Source organism: Vannielia litorea (assembly GCF_019801175.1).
In the GTDB taxonomy this organism is placed as follows: domain Bacteria; phylum Pseudomonadota; class Alphaproteobacteria; order Rhodobacterales; family Rhodobacteraceae; genus Vannielia; species Vannielia litorea_B.
This window is the reverse complement of the sequence record NZ_JAHVJR010000001.1, coordinates 2447369-2463239: the sequence shown is the minus strand read 5'-3', so window position 1 is coordinate 2463239 and position 15871 is coordinate 2447369. Positions and strand designations below refer to the sequence as shown.

Here is a 15871-nt window from a genome sequence, read left to right as displayed (position 1 = left end):
AGGGTGGGTGCCAACCGGTCCGCCGCTCAATAATCCCGCTCGAAGAAAATCCCGATTCCGGAGTTGCCGTCCGACGAGGTGGAGCCCTTCACGTTCACGTTGGGCCCGATCTGCAGGTTCAGGTTCAGCTCCGTGGTGCCGTCGCTCTCCACCACCACATCCGAGTAGACGTTGTCGCTGATGTACTTGCCCGCGCGGACGGCGGTGTTGCCCTCTTCGCTCTGGCTCACGTCAAGGTCGTCCAGCCCGAATTGATCGCGCAGCCGCCCCATGATGCCATCGCCCCCACGCCCGGCCAGCGTGGCGACGGCACTGGCCAGTTCAAGCGCCTGAAGCGGCGAGAGCGTGGTGAGGTCGCGCCCAAAGATCAGCTGGGCAAGGATCTCGTCCTGCGGCAGGTCGGGCGCGGCGGTGAAGGTGATCTGCGGATCGGAGGGCGAGCCTTCTAGGATAACCGAAATCGTGTAGCCATTCTTCTCGGTGGTCGCCACGAGGCGCAGGTTGGCGTCGAAGCTGCCGGTGAGGCGTGCGGCGCCTTCGGTGAGTTGGAACCGCTGGCTCAAGATGTCGAGGCGCCCGCGCACCAGCTCGAAAGCGCCAATGGGTACGATATTGCTGGTGGTGCCGGTAATCCGCAGCGATCCGCCAAGCTCGGCATCGAGGCCGCGGCCCCGAACGAACACCTGATTGGGTGCGGCGAGGGTAATATCCAATGCCAGCCCGCCGCCGCCTGAGCCGCCGCCGGAGCCATCACCGCCTTCGTTCAGCCCCGCGCGATCCTGCGTGTTGCGCACGGCCGGGGTGGCCCCAACGTGGGTGATGTCTGGGATGTCATGGATCCCGGTCATGCCGCTAGACGGAATGCGAATTTCGGTGCGGCCAAGCTCCAGCCGCCCGGTGATGCCTGCCCCGCCAGAGAGCGGCCCGTCGAGGGTGATCGCGCCGCTGACGGAGGTGTCATATAGCTGGGGGTCGCGGAGCGCGAAGTTGCGGAAGGTGACTGTGAGATCAGCGCTTTGCGGCGCGGAGAGGCCGATGCTGCCCAGCACCGCCACGCCGCCGCCTTGACCGCCGGTTGCGGCGACCTCCACCCGTGCTGAACCGCCGGAGAGGATGACGTTGGCGTTGATGCCTTCCAACGACACCCCGAGTTCAGGCGCAACGGCGCGGGCGCCTGAGGCGCGGATGCTCCCGGTGAGGCTCTCCAACGCGAGCGGGCCATCGAGCCGCAGGTCGATCGTTGCCGGTCCGTTCAGGCGCTGCGGGGCGATGAAGGCGTTTGCCAGACCGAGCGGCGCCTGCCCGGTGATCGCGAGGTTGCCCTGATTGCCGGTGATCGTGCCGTTCACCTGAGCCGTGGTGCCGCCCGGCCCGGTGGCGGAAATATCGAGCCCGGTGGTGCCGCCTTCGCTGGTGATGGTACCGCTTGCTGTTGCCGGGCCCGCAAAGTCCGGCGCGAGGAGGCCGAGGTTGGCAAGGCGCGCATCCAGCGTGATCCGGCTGGGCGTGCCACTTGCCGTCACATCAAGGTTGGGGCCGTCGAAGCGGCCGTTCTCAATGGTGATCTCGCTTTCAGCATTGGCGCGGCTGATCTGGGCTCCATAGCTTGAGATGCCGGCGGTGAGCTTGTCGACCGTGGCATTGCCGATGCCGAGGCCCTGCGCGGTGCCATCGAGCGCGAGGTCGAGCGCGCCTGTCGCCGGGTCGAAGAGCCCGGTCGCGGTGGCTTGGGTTGCCCCGGTGAGGGGAAGGCCCGCGAGAGAGGAAAAACCCGAAAGAGCCGGCGCGTTGACGGTGAGATCATAGGTGATTGGCGCCTTTCCGAGTGGGTCGGAAAGCGTGGTGCGTCCAGTCACTTCGGTTTCATCAAGCGCTACGATCAGGTTGGTCAGTGTGAGACTATCGCCCGTCGCGTAGGTCAAATCGGCCCCGAGCCTGCCCGCGCCGCCAAGCACCGGGTCGAGGCGCGCGTTGCCGATGCCGAGCCCTTGCGTGGTGCCATCGACCCGGACTTGGGCGCTGCCCGCGTCTGGTTGGTAGGTGCCTTTGGCGGTCACATTTGCCGCGCCTGTCAGCGGGATCCCCGCCAGCCCGGCAAAGCGGGTGAGAGCGGGCGTGGTGAGCGAAGTGTCAAAGCTGATTGGGCCTTGGCCAACTGGGGCTGCAAGTGTCGCAGTGCCGGTGAGCGTTGTATCGGCGGACGTGAAGCGGATGTCGGTCAGCTCAAGCGGGCCGTTTGCGGCGAAGTCGAAGGTGGTCTCGAGCTGCGCCGCCTCGCCAATGGCGCGGGCCATATCGGTATCCGCCGCCGTAATCCCTTCGCCGGAAAGCACCAGTTTCCCGTCGGCGCGAGCGAGACCGCCAGCCTCCGTTTGCGCCAGCGTCCCCGACCCTTGGAAGGTAAATGCCTCGGCGCCGTAGCCCTCTGTAGAGAAATCGCGGAAAACCGTGTTCAGCCGCCAGCGGCCCTCTTCGGCGCCGTAGGCTAGGTCGAGCGTGCCGCCGGAGAGTTGCAGGCCGCCACCAACGGGCAGAAGAACAGTTCCGCTGTCATCCGAGAGCTGCGCCGCGATAGAGGCGGTTTGCAGCTCTGTCCCGATGAGTGCGACCCGCCCGCTCAGGCGTGCCGCGCCGCTAGCCTGCTCTTCGGGGAAGAGCGGCGCGAGGCTGGGCAGGTCGGCGGTGAAATTCAGGGCGGAGGCATTGGTGGCCACGGTCCCATCAGCCGTGATCGCCGCCACTTCGGTGCGCGCCTCGGCGCGGCGCAGGTTGATGCCCTCTTCGTTACGCAGCACGCTGACGTTGATACGGCCATCGCCGGCCAGCAGGTTGTCGACAGTGTCCTGACCGATGGCGAGGTCGGTCGTGGTGCCCTCCAGTCCGAGGTCGAAGGCGCCCGACAGCAGGGCCACGGTGCCCTTGATCCCGAGTGCAGCGGCGCCTTGCAGGTCGACCCCGGCGAGCGGGCCGAAGCGGGTGAGATCTTCTGCGGCGAGGCGCAGGTCGAGACCGGTTAGCAGGTTCGTGTCGACGCCATCCAGGGTGGCTTCACCAGTGAGGCCAAAGTCTGCCCCTGCGATGTTCAGGCCCGAAAGCCGGAGCGGCTGGCCCTCGTCGTAGGCGAGCGTGAGCTGCCCGCTGATAGCCTCGCCCATTGCGCGGGCCAGTGCCTCGTCTTCGGGTGTGAGGCCCCGCGCATCGAGGGTTACATTGGCTGCGACTGCGCCGATCTCTTCCGCCTCGCCGGAGGTGATGTTGCCCTGCGCGCCTAAGGTGATGGCCTCGGCGACAAAGCCGGTGGTGCGCAGGCCCGCAGCTTCGGCGTTGGCGGTAAACCCACGGCCGTTGGCTTCGTCGTAGTCGAGCTGGAGCGTGGCGCGGGAGACAGAGGTATCGCCGCCGCCGAACGGCAGAACGACGGGAGCGCCCGCCGGGTCCGCCAAGGCGAGGGAAAGGTCCATCCGGCGGGGCCAGCCTGTGGTGCTAAAGAGAAAATCACCTTCAACTGTGGCCGTCCGCGCGCCGAGCGACAGGCCGGAGAGCGAAAGCTCGCCCTCTGCGTCGCGCGCTACGGTGGCGGCGAGGCTTATGTCTTGCCCGAAGAAATCACGCAGGTCGGGGGCGAATAGGGGGGTCACGTCACCGGACAGATCGACGGAGACTGTAAATGGCGCGTCCGCTTCTTCGCTGGCAGAGAGTGCGATTGTGCCGCCCAGCCGCTCCTCCTCATCGGAGGCCACGGCAAGCCGGAGGGTGAGGTCGCTCACCGGGCCTTCGCCTTGCAGCGTCACGTCGAGGGCGGGTGCGCCGGGGATGTTGAGCTTGCCCGCGGCAATTCCCGCCGGGCCTTCACGCATGGCGAGGTTAACGGCGGCTTCTTCTGTTGCCGGGTCGTAGCGTGCGATGAGGGTAATGTCGCCCTCCTTCCCATCCAGCCGGTCGAGCTGAAGGTCCACATCGACCCCGCCACCGTCTAGGTGCGCGTCACCCGCAAGCCGCATCACCGCATCTTGTCCAAGAAGCGCCGCGCCGATCTCGGCACGGTCCACCGCCAGCTTGGCAATATCTACAGAGACTGGCAGGTCGGGGATCGCGAAGGGCGTGGCCTCCGGGGAAGGCGTGCTTTCAGTGATCGGGCCACGGGGCATGACGATGCGCTCGGCGGAAAACTCCGAGACTTCGAGTCGCCCGCGGAGCAGGGCCGCACGGTTCCAGTCCAGCACCACGCCTTCAACGGTGAGCCAGGTGCCTTGGTCATCGGCGATGGTGATCCGCTCGATTGTGGCGCGGGAGGAGAGGGCGCCTTGAAAACCGTCGATCACAACGGCGCGGCCCGCGTCGGAGAGCACGTCTTGCAGAAGGTTCGTCAGGTAGCCTTTATCGGCTTCTTCCGATGCGGTTTCCTGCGCGAGGGCCGAGAAGGGGGCGAGGAGCAGGAGGAGGATGAGGGCGAAGCGGCGCATATCAGAATGCCTGCCCGATGCCGATGTAGAGCTCGACGCCACCGCCGGTGTCGCCGCCGACGGGTGTGGCCACGTCAAGACGGATCGGGCCAAGGCCGGTTTGATAGCGAATGCCGAGGCCCGCGCCCGCATGGCTCTCGCCCTCCTGACCGGGCCAGCTTTCGGCGCTGACTAGGCCGAAGTCGTAAAAGCCGACGACCTGAATTTTCTCACTCACCTGACCGCGCAGCTCAACCGAGGCCCCAAGGAAGCTGCGACCGCCGATCTCTTCGCCGCCCGGAAGCGTCACCCCGAGCGATTGGTAAGGCTGCCCGCGCACGGTGCCGCCGCCGCCGGAGTAGAAGAGGAAATCGGGCACGGTTTCCGTCACATCGGTGCCGACTACCGAGCCAAGCTGGAGCCGCCCGGCCAGCGTAATGTTTTCGCTCGCGCCAAAGCTGCGGTAGCCGCGTGCATCGGCATAGATGCGGGCACCATTGCCAGAGCCTGAGATGCCAACAAATGGCGTGAAATCGACGTTCAGGAAATAGCCGTTCTTCGCGTCCAGCTCGTTGTCCCGCCGGTCGAGTGTGCCACTGAAGGGGAGGGTCAGCAGAGTGAAATCACGGATGCCGATATCGTCTTCGGTGTGCGAATAAAGCAGCCCGAGCCCGGCCTGAAACTCGTATTCCTCATTCACGATCCGGGTCACGCCGCCTTCGATCTCGAAGCTTTGTGAGAGGTAGAGTGGCTCGTCCTCGTGCTCGATCGCGGCGCGGATGTAGAGATCGGTATCGGCGTTGAAGGTGCCGGGACGTCCGTAGAGGACGCTGAGGCTGTAATCGACGCCATTCTCGTCGCCGAGGCCGATATTCTTGATTTCGCCGTCAAAGCGCAGCCGCTCGGCGCCGCCAAAGAGGTTGCGGTGGAGCCAGAAAGCGGAGAGCGTGGCGCCCTCCAGCGTAGTCAGTTCGGCCCCCACGCCGAGCCGCCGCCGCTGTGCTTCAACCAGTTCGGCATTGATATCCAGCGTGCCGTCCGGGTTGGCCACCAGCTTCTCGCTCAGGGTCACGGAGCGAAAGGCCCCGGTGCGTTGAAGCCGCGTCGAGGCCTTATCGACCTCATCGGGGTGGAAGGTTTCGCCAGTGGGCAGGCCTGCGATCTCGATGATCCGGTCGCTGCGCAAGCGCTCATTTCCTGTGGGGATGAGCCTTCCGAAGCGAAGTTTGCGGCCCGGGTTCAAGCCGACCGAAACATCGAGCCGGCGGGCCGGATGGCTTGCCGTGATACGCTGGCTCGTGGCCTCAGTCTTGGCAAAGCCCAATTCGCGCCAGCGGTCGACCGCGGCTGTGCCGGCCTCCTCGATTACAGGCACCTTGGCAGGTTCGCCTGTGCGAAAGCCCGGCGGCAACTCTGTGCGGGGGGCAAGCGGTGCGATCTCGGCGCGGCCAAAGCGGAAGAGCGGGCCGGGGTCGACCAGCACGTTGATCCTGCCAACCTGTGCGGGCACCGCGAAGGGCGACATCTCGGAGGCTTCGCGGCCATCGAGCCGGATCGAGACGACCGGGCCGTAGTAACCCTCGCCGTAAAGCGCCGCGACGATGCGGCGATAATCCGCCTGTGCAGCGGCAACGAGGCCCTGAGGGTCTGTCTCGCCTTCAACAAGCAGTGATCGGGTGGAGAGAACGGCGATGATCTCTTCGCGGAGATCGTCGTTGCCACCGTTGACGGACAGGCCGATCTTGGTTTGCGCGGCGCCGGGTAGGCTGCTGAAAAGAAAGGAGAAAGCGGTTACGAACAGGCAAATAGACTGACGAATTTTCACGGTGTTGCTGAGCTCCCTCGACTTCGCCAAACCATAGGCAAAAGCCGCGTCGCTGCAACCAAACTCATCGCGATTTGATGCCTTTCCCGCAGCTTGCGCCCCACCTCGGATGACAACGGCCCGCCGCCGCCGACGGTTCCCTACCGCTGGGCGGTTTCCCACGCGGGGTGCATCCACGGCTGGACGTTCTGCGGGGGGAGTGGCGTGCGTCCGAGGATATGGTCTGCGGCTTTCTCACCGACCATGATCGAGGGCGCATTGAGGTTGCCGTTGGTGATGCGCGGAAAGATCGAGCTGTCAGCCAGCCGCAGCCCGTCCACGCCGATCACCCGGCATTCCGGGTCAACCACCGAGCGCGGGTCGTCCACCAGGCCCATCCGCGCGGTGCCGCAGGGGTGATAGGCGCTTTCGGCGTGCTCGCGGATAACCTCGTCGAGCGCCTCGTCGCTCTGCGCTGCATCGCCGGGCTGGATCTCGTGCTTCACGAAGGGCCTGAAGGCCTCCTGACGGAACAGCTCGCGGGTGAGGCGGATACAGCGGCGGAAATCGACCCAATCCTGCTCTTCGCTCATGTAATTGAAGAATATCCGGGGCGCGTCTGCCGGGTTGGCGGATTTCAAGGTGATCTCGCCGCGGGAGGGGGAGCGCATCGGGCCGACATGGGCCTGAAACCCGTGGCCCTCGGGGCTGGCTTGGCCGTCGTAGCGAACAGCGATCGGGAGGAAGTGAAATTGAATGTCGGGGTAGTCTACCCCGGCATCAGAACGGATAAACCCGGCGCTCTCGAACTGGTTGCTCGCGCCCGGACCGCTGCGGGTAAAGAGCCAGCGCGCGCCAACATAGGCTTTGCCGAGCAGGTTCCAGTAGCGATAGAGGCTGACGGGCTGCGCCGAGGCGTATTGCACGTAGAGTTCGAGATGATCCTGAAGGTTCTGGCCCACCCCGGCGCGGTCGGCGACCACTTCGATACCGTGATCGGCCAGATGCGAAGCCGGACCGATGCCGGAGAGCATCAGCAGCTTGGGCGAGTTGATCGAGCTGGCTGCCAGAATGACTTCCGCCTCCGCACGGACCACCTCGACCTTGCCACCGCGCTCCACCTCGACACCTACGGCACGGCCATTCTCGATGACGACACGCCGCGCGAAGGCGCGCACAAGCTCGCAGTTCGGCCCCTTGAGCGCAGGCTTCAGGTAGGCCTTGGCCGCCGACCAGCGCTCGCCGCGCCAGACGGTCATGTCATATGGGCCAAACCCTTCTTGTTGCTCGCCGTTGTAGTCGCCGGTGCGCGGATAGCCTGCTTGCACGCCCGCCTCGACAAAGGCCTTCACCAGCGGGTTCATCCGTGCGCCGCGGGTCACGTGCAACGGGCCGTCGGTGCCGCGCCAGGCCGGATCGCCGCCGTGGCCGCCATCGTGCCAGTGTTCCATCCGCTTGAAGTAGGGTAGCACATCGGCATAGCCCCAGCCCTCGGCGCCTTCATCGCGCCAGTGATCGAAGTCACGGGCATGGCCGCGCACGTAGATCATGCCGTTGATGGAGGACGACCCGCCGATCACCTTGCCGCGCGGCGTGGCCATCCGGCGCCCGCCCAAGTGGGGCTCTGGCTCGGACTGAAAGCCCCAGTCGTAGCGCGACATGTTCATTGGGTAGCTGAGTGCGCCGGGCATGTTGATGAACGGCCCCCAGTCAGAACCGCCGTGCTCGATCACCAGCACCTTGCGGCCGGCTTCCGAGAGCCGCGCCGCCATGGCGCAGCCCGCGCTGCCTGCGCCGACAATGACGTATTCGGCCTGCATCAGAAGGCGGCCTCGACATCGCCCATACGGACGTAGACAGATTTCAGCTGGCTGTAGTGCTCGATGGCCGCCTTGGAGTTCTCCCGCCCGACGCCGGAGGCCTTGACCCCGCCGAAGGGGGCCTCGACCGGGGCGTCATTGTAGGAGTTGATGAAGCAGCTTCCGGCCTTCAGCTGACCTATGACTCGGTGAGCGCGGCTGATGTCGCGGGTAAAAACACCGGCAGAGAGGCCGAAAGCCGTATCATTGGCGCGGGTGATCACTTCTGCCTCGTTCTTGAAGTCGAGGACGGCCATGACCGGGCCAAAGATCTCTTCTCGCGCGATGGTCATCTCGTCTTTCACATCGGCAAAGACGGTGGGGGCGAGGAAGAAGCCTTCCCGGTCCAGCCGCTTGCCGCCCGCAACGAGCCGCGCGCCCTCTGCCACACCCTTCTTGATGTAGCCTTCCACGATCTCCATCTGGCGGGCGCTGACCATCGGGCCGAAGTTGGTCGCCTCGTTCATCGGGTCGCCAATGACCGCGTCTTTCAGCCGTTCGGCGAGACGGGCGAGGAAGGCGCCCTTGATGCCGCGCTGCACAAAGACTCGCGTGCCGTTGGAGCAGACCTGACCGGAGGAATAGAAGTTGCCGTTGATCGCGCCGCTCACCGCGTTGTCGAGATCGGCGTCGTCGAAGACGATGAGGGGGGATTTGCCGCCCAGTTCCATCGTGACGTGCTTCATCTCGCCTGCTGCCGCGGCATAGACCTTGCGGCCGGTGGGCACGGAACCGGTGAGCGAGACCTTGGCGACCCGCGGGTCCGTCACGAGCCGCGAACCCACTTCGCCCATGCCCTGCACCACGTTGAAAAGGCCCGGAGGTGCGCCAGCCTCTGTGAGGATCTCGGCCACTTTGAGGGCGCAGAGCGGCGTCGTTTCAGACGGTTTGAACACCATCGCGTTGCCGCAGGCGAGTGCGGGCGCGCTCTTCCAGCAGGCGATCTGGGTAGGGTAGTTCCACGCACCGATGCCGACGCAAACGCCGAGCGGCTCGCGGATTGTGTAGACCCAATCCTCGCCCAGCTGGATGTGTTCGCCCGTCAGGCTGCCAGCGATGCCACCGAAGTACTCCAGAGCATCGGCACCAGAGGTCGCGTCGGCCACGAGAGTTTCCTGCATGGGCTTGCCGGTGTCGTAGGTTTCGAGCACCGATAGCTCGCGGTTGCGCTCGCGCATGAGCCGCGCTGCATCGGTCAGAATGCGGCCCCGCTCGCGGCCGGTCATCGCGGCCCAAACCTTCTGCGCCTTGGTTGCCGCCGCCAGCGCGGCGTCGATGACGGCGGGCGTGGCGGCGTGGACCTTGGCAATCACCTCACCGGTGGCAGGGTAGATCACCTTGATCACCTCGCCCTTCTTGTCTTCGAGATAGGCGCCGTTCACGTAGTGGCTGGCTTTGGGCTGTGTTTCGTAAGTCATTGATATCTCACTCGCCGCGCGGAAAGCGGGCGTCTTCTTCGACAGTATTCAGATCCATGTGGTTGCGCATGAAGCGCTCGGAGGCCTTCTGGAGCGGCTGGTAATCCCACGGGTAGTATTCGCCGTTGCGGAGCGCCTCGTAGACAACCCAGCGACGGGCTTGAGACCGGCGCACTTCATCGTCGAACCGTTTGAGATCCCAGCGCGCGGCAGCCTCTGCTTTGAGAGCCTCGTAAGCCTCGGTGTGCGCCGGGTCACCTGCGAGGTTGGTCAGCTCGTGCGGGTCGGCCTCAAGGTCGAAGAGCTGATCGGGGTCGAGGGCGCAGAGGTTCAGCTTGTAGCGACCCTTGCGGAGCGAGACGAGCGGCGCGTAGCTGGCCTCGGCGGCGTATTCCATCGCAACCGCGCTTTGCCGCTCTGCGCCTTGGCCGAGGGGCTTGAGGCTTTCGCCCGCCGTCCAGGGCATGACCTCTTCCATGCTCACGCCGGCGAGGTCGCAGAGGGTGGGGCAGATGTCGATGTTGCTGACCGGGGCCTCGACCAGCCCCGGCGCCATCTCGGGCGAGGCGATCATGACCGGAACCCGTGCGGAGCCCTCGTAGAAGTTCATCTTGAACCAGAGGCCGCGCTCTCCGAGCATGTCACCGTGGTCGGAGACAAAAAGGATCGTGGCCTCCTGCCGGGTTGCTTCCAGCACGTCCAGAAGCTCCCCCACTTTCTCGTCGAGGTAGGAGATATTGGCGAAATAGGCACGACGGGAGCGGCGGATATCCTCTTCGGTGATGTCGAAGCTGCGCCAGTCGTTCGCGTCGAAGATCCGTTTTGAGTGCGGGTCCTGCTCCTCGTACTCGAAGGCCCCAACCTCTGGCGCCAGATGCTCGCACTCCTCATACAAATCCCAGAAGCGCTTGCGGGCCACGTAGGGGTCATGCGGATGGGTGAAGCTCACTGTCAGGCACCAAGGGCGCTCGTCATGCCCGCGTGCCAGATCGTAGAGCTTGCGCGTGGCGTGGTAGGCAACCTCGTCGTCATATTCCATCTGGTTGGAAATTTCGGCCACGCCCGCACCGGTCACCGAGCCCATGTTATGATACCACCAGTCGATCCGCTCGCCGGGTTTGCGGTAGTCCGGGGTCCAGCCAAAATCGGCGGGGTAGATATCGGTCGTCAGCCGCTCCTCGAACCCGTGCATCTGGTCCGGTCCGACAAAGTGCATCTTGCCGCTGAGGCAGGTCTGATAGCCCGCGCGGCGCAGGTGGTGGGCATAGGTCGGCAGGTCGGAGGGGAACTCTGCGGCGTTGTCATAGACGCCGGTCACCGACGGAAGCTGGCCGGACATGAAGCTCGCCCGCCCGGGCGCGCACAGCGGCGAGGCGGTGTAACCGTTCCTGAACCGCGTCGACCGCGCCGCCAGCCGCTTGAGATTGGGGGCGTGGAGCCAGTCCGCCGGCCCGTCGGGGAAGAGCGTGCCGTTCAGCTGATCGACCATGATGATGAGAAAATTGGGGCGGCTCATGCCAGGGCTCCGAGTTCATTGGCCAAAGTGGCGAGGGCATGGTCGGTCGCGGTCTGGCCGGTCATGTCATCGGGGTTGGAGGCGTAGCGAAGGTAGAGTCCATCGACGACCGCGCCGATGCGCTCGGCGATCTCGGTGGCCTCCTGTTCCGCCAGCGGGCGCAGGTCATGCACGAGGTTCGAGCGGAGCCGCCTGTGATAGACCGAAAGAAGGCGCCGGGCCTCTTCGTTCCGGCGGGCCAGAACGTAGAAGTTGAGCCATGCCGAGATTACCTCGGCGCGGAAATTGCAGCTTGAGAAGCTGGCCCGCAGAATGCCCTCAAGCCGTTCGCGTGGCCCGTCCGACACCAGCAGGGCACCCCGGACCTCGGCGGCATATACGCTGAGCACATGACGCATGGCCGCGAGGAAAAGCTGGTCCTTGTCGCCGAAGTAATGAAAGGCCAGCGCTGCCGAGACGCCTGCGCGCTTGGCAATCTTGCCAACCGTCACATCGAGCGAGCCATTCGCGCCGATCTCATGTATCGTCGCCTCCACCAACTGGGCTCTGCGTTTGGGTTCCACGCTCATCGCCGACTCCAAAAGTGCTTGCAATACGGGGATAAACGGTCATTGTTTGATTGGTCAATCAACAAAATGAACCTACCACTCCGACGAACAGGGAGACCAACATGAAAACCACCGCAGCCGTTTCCGCGCTTGCCATCTGCGCCGCCTCCGCGGCCTGGGCCCAGTGCGATACCGTCGTCATGTCTGACGTGGGCTGGACCGACATCACCACCACCACGGCCACTGCCAAGCATGTGCTCGAGGGGCTGGGCTACGACGTGGATGTAAAGATCCTCTCGGTGCCCGTGACCTTCGCCTCGCTTGAGAGCGACGACGTGGATGTGTTCTTGGGCAACTGGATGCCGGCGCAGTCCGGCGCCATCGGCCCCTACATCGAGTCGGGCGAGATCGAGGCGATCAACGTGAACCTCGAAGGCACGAAGTACACGCTCGCAGTGCCGACCTACACCTTCGAGAAAGGTCTGCAGAGCTACGCCGATATCGCCAAGTTCGCCGAATCGCTCGACAACAAGATCTACGGCATCGAGCCGGGCAACGAGGGAAACGGCTACCTCGTGTCGCTCATCGAAGAGAACAAGATGGGCCTCGGTGATGCCGAGATGGAAGTGATCGAAAGCTCCGAGCAGGGCATGCTGGCGCAGGTCGATCGCGCCTACAAAGACGAGCAGGATATCGTCTTCCTCGGCTGGGAACCCCACCCGATGAATGCGAACTTCTCGCTCAAGTACCTGCCCGGCGGCGAAGACTTCTTTGGCGGTGAGGGCGTGGTGCACACCGTGACCCGCAAGGGCTACTCCGAAGAGTGCCCGAACCTCGGCAAGCTCTTCGCCAACATGGATTTCACGCTCGAGATGGAAAACGGCATCATGGGCCAGATCCTTGATGATGGTGCCGATCCGGCGGATGCCACCGAAGAGTGGCTGAAGGCGAATGCCGATGTGCTCGACACCTGGCTCGAGGGTGTGACCGCCAAGGATGGCGGTGACGCAAAGGCCGCCGTCAGCGCCGCGCTGGGGCTCTGATCGAAACCGCAAGACCGAACCGCCCGCCATGCCGCGGGCGGTTCTTTTTTGGCCCGAGGAAAAGGCGCCGCGCGAGCGCCGGCCAAGCAGGGACAATGGGGAGAATTGAGCCGTGGAAGACTGGCTGGAAGATTACAAGATACCCGTGGGCAAGGGCGCCAAGGTCGTGTTCGACTGGATCCGCGATCACGGTGAGGTGCTGCTGGACGGCTTTGCCTCGATCATGGAGACGATGATCGACGCCATCTTGTGGATCATGCAGGAGCCTCCTGCGATTCTCGTCATCGCCGCCTTCGTTGCGGCCACATGGTTCCTTCAGAAAAGCTGGAAGATCTGCCTCTTCGTTTTCGTCGGCTTCCTCTTCATTCTCAATCAGGGCTACTGGGATGAAACCACTGAAAGCCTGACGCTGGTGCTCTCGGCCTGCCTCGTCTGTATGGCCATCGGCGTGCCCATCGGCATTGCCTGCGCGCACCGGCCCAAGCTCTACACTTATCTGCGCCCGGTGTTGGACCTCATGCAGACCCTGCCGACCTTCGTTTACCTGATCCCAGCCATCGTGTTCTTCGGCATCGGCATGGTGCCGGGCCTGATCGCCACGGTGATCTTCGTGCTGCCCGCGCCGATCCGGCTGACCTATCTCGGCGTCGCCTCTACCCCGCAGGCGCTGCTGGAGGCAGCACGTGCCTTTGGCGCGACACCCCGGCAGACACTTTGGAAGGTCGAACTCCCCTACGCTTTCCCGCAGATCATGGCGGGCCTGAACCAGACCATCATGCTCTCGCTTTCCATGGTCGTTATCGCCGCCCTCGTGGGGGCCAACGGCCTTGGTGTTCCGGTGATGCGGGCGCTGGGGCAGGTGAACACGGCGCTGGGCTTCGAGAGCGGCTTCGTGATCGTCGTTGTTGCCATCATGCTTGATCGGATGTTGAACGTGGGGGCGCGCAAATGACCACCGCTGTGAAAATCGACAACGTCTCCATTGTGTTCGGCGAACACCCCGAGCGTGCTCTGCCGCTTATGGATGCGGGTCAGGAACGAGGTGAGATTCAGCAGGAGACTGGCCAGGTTCTGGGCGTTCACAATTGCTCGCTGGATGTGAAAGAGGGCGAGATCCTCGTTTTGATGGGGCTCTCCGGCTCGGGGAAATCCACGCTGCTGCGGGCCGTCAATGGGCTCAATCCCGTGGTGCGCGGCGCCGTTCACGTGAATGACGGGCAAAGCATGGTCGACGTGACCAACGCCGACAAACCCACGCTCCGGCGTATTCGCATGCACCACGTCGCGATGGTGTTCCAGCAGTTTGGGCTGCTGCCATGGCGGACGGTGCGCGAAAACGTTGGCCTGGGGTTGGAACTGGCAGGGATGCCCCGTACCGAGGCAAACGCGCGGATCGACACTCAGCTCGACCTCGTCGGGCTGACCGACTGGGCAGAACGCAAGGTGGGCGAGCTCTCGGGCGGGATGCAGCAGCGCGTGGGCCTTGCCCGCGCTTTCGCCACCGAAGCGCCGATCCTGCTGATGGACGAGCCTTTCTCGGCGCTCGACCCGCTCATTCGGACCAAGCTGCAAGACGAACTGCTGGAGCTTCAACAGAGGCTGAAGCGCACCATCATCTTCGTCAGCCACGACCTCGACGAGGCCTTCAAACTCGGCAACCAGATCTCGATCATGGAAGGCGGACGGATCGTACAGACGGGCGCGCCGCAGGACATTTTCCGCGATCCCAAGAACGATTATGTGGCCGAGTTCGTCCAGCACATGAACCCCCTCGGGGTGCTCAGGGCTCGTGATCTGATGCAGCCGGCCACCGGCTCACCTGCCGTTACCATCGACGCCGACAGCCTCGTGCGTGACGGGTTGGAGACGGTGACGGCACAGGCTGAGCCAGTGGGGGTCGTGGAAAACGGCACGCTGGTCGGGCAACTCTCGAAGGACGATATCCTGATGGGGCTGGCCGCGCGTGAGGTCACCCCGGTGAGCTGAACGGCGCGTTAGACTCGCTGGACCTTGAGGCAAAGGTGAGTATTTTCGCCGCGAATGCGGCCCGCTTTCGGGCCGCTACAGCGCCATTCTTCGGGGAAGCCACAATGACCGCCAGCAAACGTATCGTCCTGTCCAGCGACCACGCCGCCATCGAGCTGCGTCAGGCCGTGGCCGCCCATGTGGCCGAGAAGGGCTGGGAGGTGGAGGACATCGGGCCGGTGACGACCGAAAGCACCCACTATCCGCTGCACGGCAAGGCTGCGGCCGAAAAGGTCGCCTCGGGCGACTGCGCACTTGGCATCATTCTTTGTGGTACGGGGCAGGGGATCATGATGGCGGCCAACAAGGTGCCCGGGATCCGCTGTGGTGTGTGCTCCGACACCTTCTCCGCCCGCATGATCCGCCAGCACAACGACGCCAACATCCTCTCGATCGGTGCTCGCGTGGTCGGAGAGGGGCTGGCGTTGGATATCGTCGATGCCTTCCTAGATGCCGAGTTCGAGGGCGGGCGGCATGCGACCCGGGTGAAAATGATCGAGGGCTGAAGCCCGAAAGGCCAGTGCACGCAAACCTACTAAGCACCTGACGGCCTTGATCCATGTCATGGGACGTGGAGCGGAAATTTCTATAGGCTCCTGAAAACGACAGGAGCCCGAGCCGTCAATGCGTCTGACGACACGAACAAATCTTGCCATGCGGGTGCTGATGTTCTGCGCCTGCCACCCCGGAAAATTGCATCGGTCCGCCGATATCGCGCTGGCCTGCAATGTTTCGGTCAACCACCTGATGCAGGTCGTACCGGTGCTGAACCGGCTGGGATACATCCAAGCAACGCGCGGGCGCTCCGGGGGTGTCAGGCTTGCGACCTTGCCTGAGCGTGTCAGCGTGGGCGAAGTGTTCCGCCGCTTCGAAGCGGCTCTGCCCTTTGCCGAGTGTTTCGAAGGAGCAGAAAACACCTGCCCGCTGACGGCCTCATGCCGCCTTCGGCCCGCCCTGTTCAAGGCGCTGGACGCCTTCTATGCGGCGCTGGACACGGTGAACTTGGCAGACCTGATCGACGGCAACACCGGGTTGGAAGAGCTTTTCACCCATACGGCCGCGAGTGCGCCCACGCCGCGCTGCGCACAGGCGCCGCAAGTGGACAGATAGTCTCGAATTTCGGCCTTATAGTAGCCATTAAACACATGGCAACCCCATACAACCGGTGCTAGAAATTCGGTACGGAGCTTCTGCATTGAGTTATGGAATTTGCCGG

The 15871-nt window shown here is 64.3% G+C and carries 11 protein-coding genes; 5 read left to right on the top strand and 6 right to left on the bottom strand.

All coding sequences use genetic code 11. The annotated features are described in order from the left end of the window. Nucleotides 1-26 precede the first annotated feature (26 nt). The 6 genes from KUV38_RS11980 to betI form a co-directional block, all read right to left on the bottom strand. The gene (locus KUV38_RS11980; RefSeq protein WP_222470270.1) at nucleotides 27-4463 is read right to left on the bottom strand and encodes a translocation/assembly module TamB domain-containing protein; all 4437 of its coding nucleotides are present in this window, start codon (nucleotides 4461-4463) and stop codon (nucleotides 27-29) included. A gap of 1 nt (nucleotide 4464) precedes the next feature. Next, nucleotides 4465-6267, bottom strand: a complete 1803-nt coding sequence (locus KUV38_RS11975) for an autotransporter assembly complex protein TamA (RefSeq protein ID WP_222470269.1) — start codon at nucleotides 6265-6267, stop codon at nucleotides 4465-4467. A 140-nt stretch (nucleotides 6268-6407) separates the two neighbouring features. Then, on the bottom strand, nucleotides 6408-8066 hold the full coding sequence (gene betA / locus KUV38_RS11970) for a choline dehydrogenase (protein ID WP_222470268.1): 1659 nt from the start codon (nucleotides 8064-8066) through the stop codon (nucleotides 6408-6410). Beyond that, a complete protein-coding gene (gene betB / locus KUV38_RS11965) occupies nucleotides 8066-9523 on the bottom strand; it encodes a betaine-aldehyde dehydrogenase (RefSeq protein WP_222470267.1) in 1458 nt (485 codons plus the stop codon). Before betB ends, betA begins: the two co-directional genes overlap by 1 nt. Before the next feature lie 7 nt (nucleotides 9524-9530). Beyond that, nucleotides 9531-11039, bottom strand: a complete 1509-nt coding sequence (betC, locus tag KUV38_RS11960; RefSeq protein ID WP_222470266.1) for a choline-sulfatase — start codon at nucleotides 11037-11039, stop codon at nucleotides 9531-9533. Next, on the bottom strand, nucleotides 11036-11608 hold the full coding sequence (betI, locus tag KUV38_RS11955) for a choline-responsive transcriptional repressor BetI (protein ID WP_222470265.1): 573 nt from the start codon (nucleotides 11606-11608) through the stop codon (nucleotides 11036-11038). The genes betC and betI overlap by 4 nt, the downstream gene beginning before the upstream one ends. 101 nt (nucleotides 11609-11709) lie before the next feature. Here betI and choX point away from each other — a divergent pair, with 101 nt between their 5' ends. The 5 genes from choX to KUV38_RS11930 all read left to right on the top strand — a co-directional run bounded on the left by choX (nucleotide 11710) and on the right by KUV38_RS11930 (nucleotide 15765). Continuing rightward, nucleotides 11710-12630, top strand: a complete 921-nt coding sequence (choX, locus tag KUV38_RS11950; protein ID WP_222470264.1) for a choline ABC transporter substrate-binding protein — start codon at nucleotides 11710-11712, stop codon at nucleotides 12628-12630. Nucleotides 12631-12742: 112 nt separating this feature from the next. Beyond that, entirely contained in the window at nucleotides 12743-13582 is an 840-nt protein-coding gene (choW, locus tag KUV38_RS11945) for a choline ABC transporter permease subunit (RefSeq protein WP_222470263.1), read from the top strand. Beyond that, entirely contained in the window at nucleotides 13579-14616 is a 1038-nt protein-coding gene (gene choV, locus KUV38_RS11940; protein WP_222470262.1) for a choline ABC transporter ATP-binding protein, read from the top strand. The genes choW and choV overlap by 4 nt, the downstream gene beginning before the upstream one ends. A gap of 104 nt (nucleotides 14617-14720) precedes the next feature. Further along, nucleotides 14721-15161: a ribose 5-phosphate isomerase B gene (gene rpiB / locus KUV38_RS11935; protein ID WP_222470261.1), complete on the top strand. Its 441-nt coding sequence runs from the start codon at nucleotides 14721-14723 to the stop codon at nucleotides 15159-15161. A gap of 118 nt (nucleotides 15162-15279) precedes the next feature. Then, complete coding sequence (locus KUV38_RS11930; RefSeq protein WP_222470260.1) at nucleotides 15280-15765, top strand: RrF2 family transcriptional regulator; 486 nt, start codon at nucleotides 15280-15282, stop codon at nucleotides 15763-15765. Nucleotides 15766-15871: the final 106 nt, after the last annotated feature.

Bases quoted from the DNA above. Each gene is read 5' to 3' on its own strand.
- rpiB (WP_222470261.1), top strand. From the start codon at position 14,721: ATGACCGCCAGCAAACGTATCGTCCTGTCCAGCGACCACGCCGCCATC.
- KUV38_RS11930 (WP_222470260.1), top strand. From the start codon at position 15,280: ATGCGTCTGACGACACGAACAAATCTTGCCATGCGGGTGCTGATGTTC.
- choV (WP_222470262.1), top strand. From the start codon at position 13,579: ATGACCACCGCTGTGAAAATCGACAACGTCTCCATTGTGTTCGGCGAA.
- betB (WP_222470267.1), bottom strand. From the start codon at position 9,523: ATGACTTACGAAACACAGCCCAAAGCCAGCCACTACGTGAACGGCGCC.
- KUV38_RS11980 (WP_222470270.1), bottom strand. From the start codon at position 4,463: ATGCGCCGCTTCGCCCTCATCCTCCTCCTGCTCCTCGCCCCCTTCTCG.
- betA (WP_222470268.1), bottom strand. From the start codon at position 8,066: ATGCAGGCCGAATACGTCATTGTCGGCGCAGGCAGCGCGGGCTGCGCC.
- betC (WP_222470266.1), bottom strand. From the start codon at position 11,039: ATGAGCCGCCCCAATTTTCTCATCATCATGGTCGATCAGCTGAACGGC.
- choX (WP_222470264.1), top strand. From the start codon at position 11,710: ATGAAAACCACCGCAGCCGTTTCCGCGCTTGCCATCTGCGCCGCCTCC.
- betI (WP_222470265.1), bottom strand. From the start codon at position 11,608: ATGAGCGTGGAACCCAAACGCAGAGCCCAGTTGGTGGAGGCGACGATA.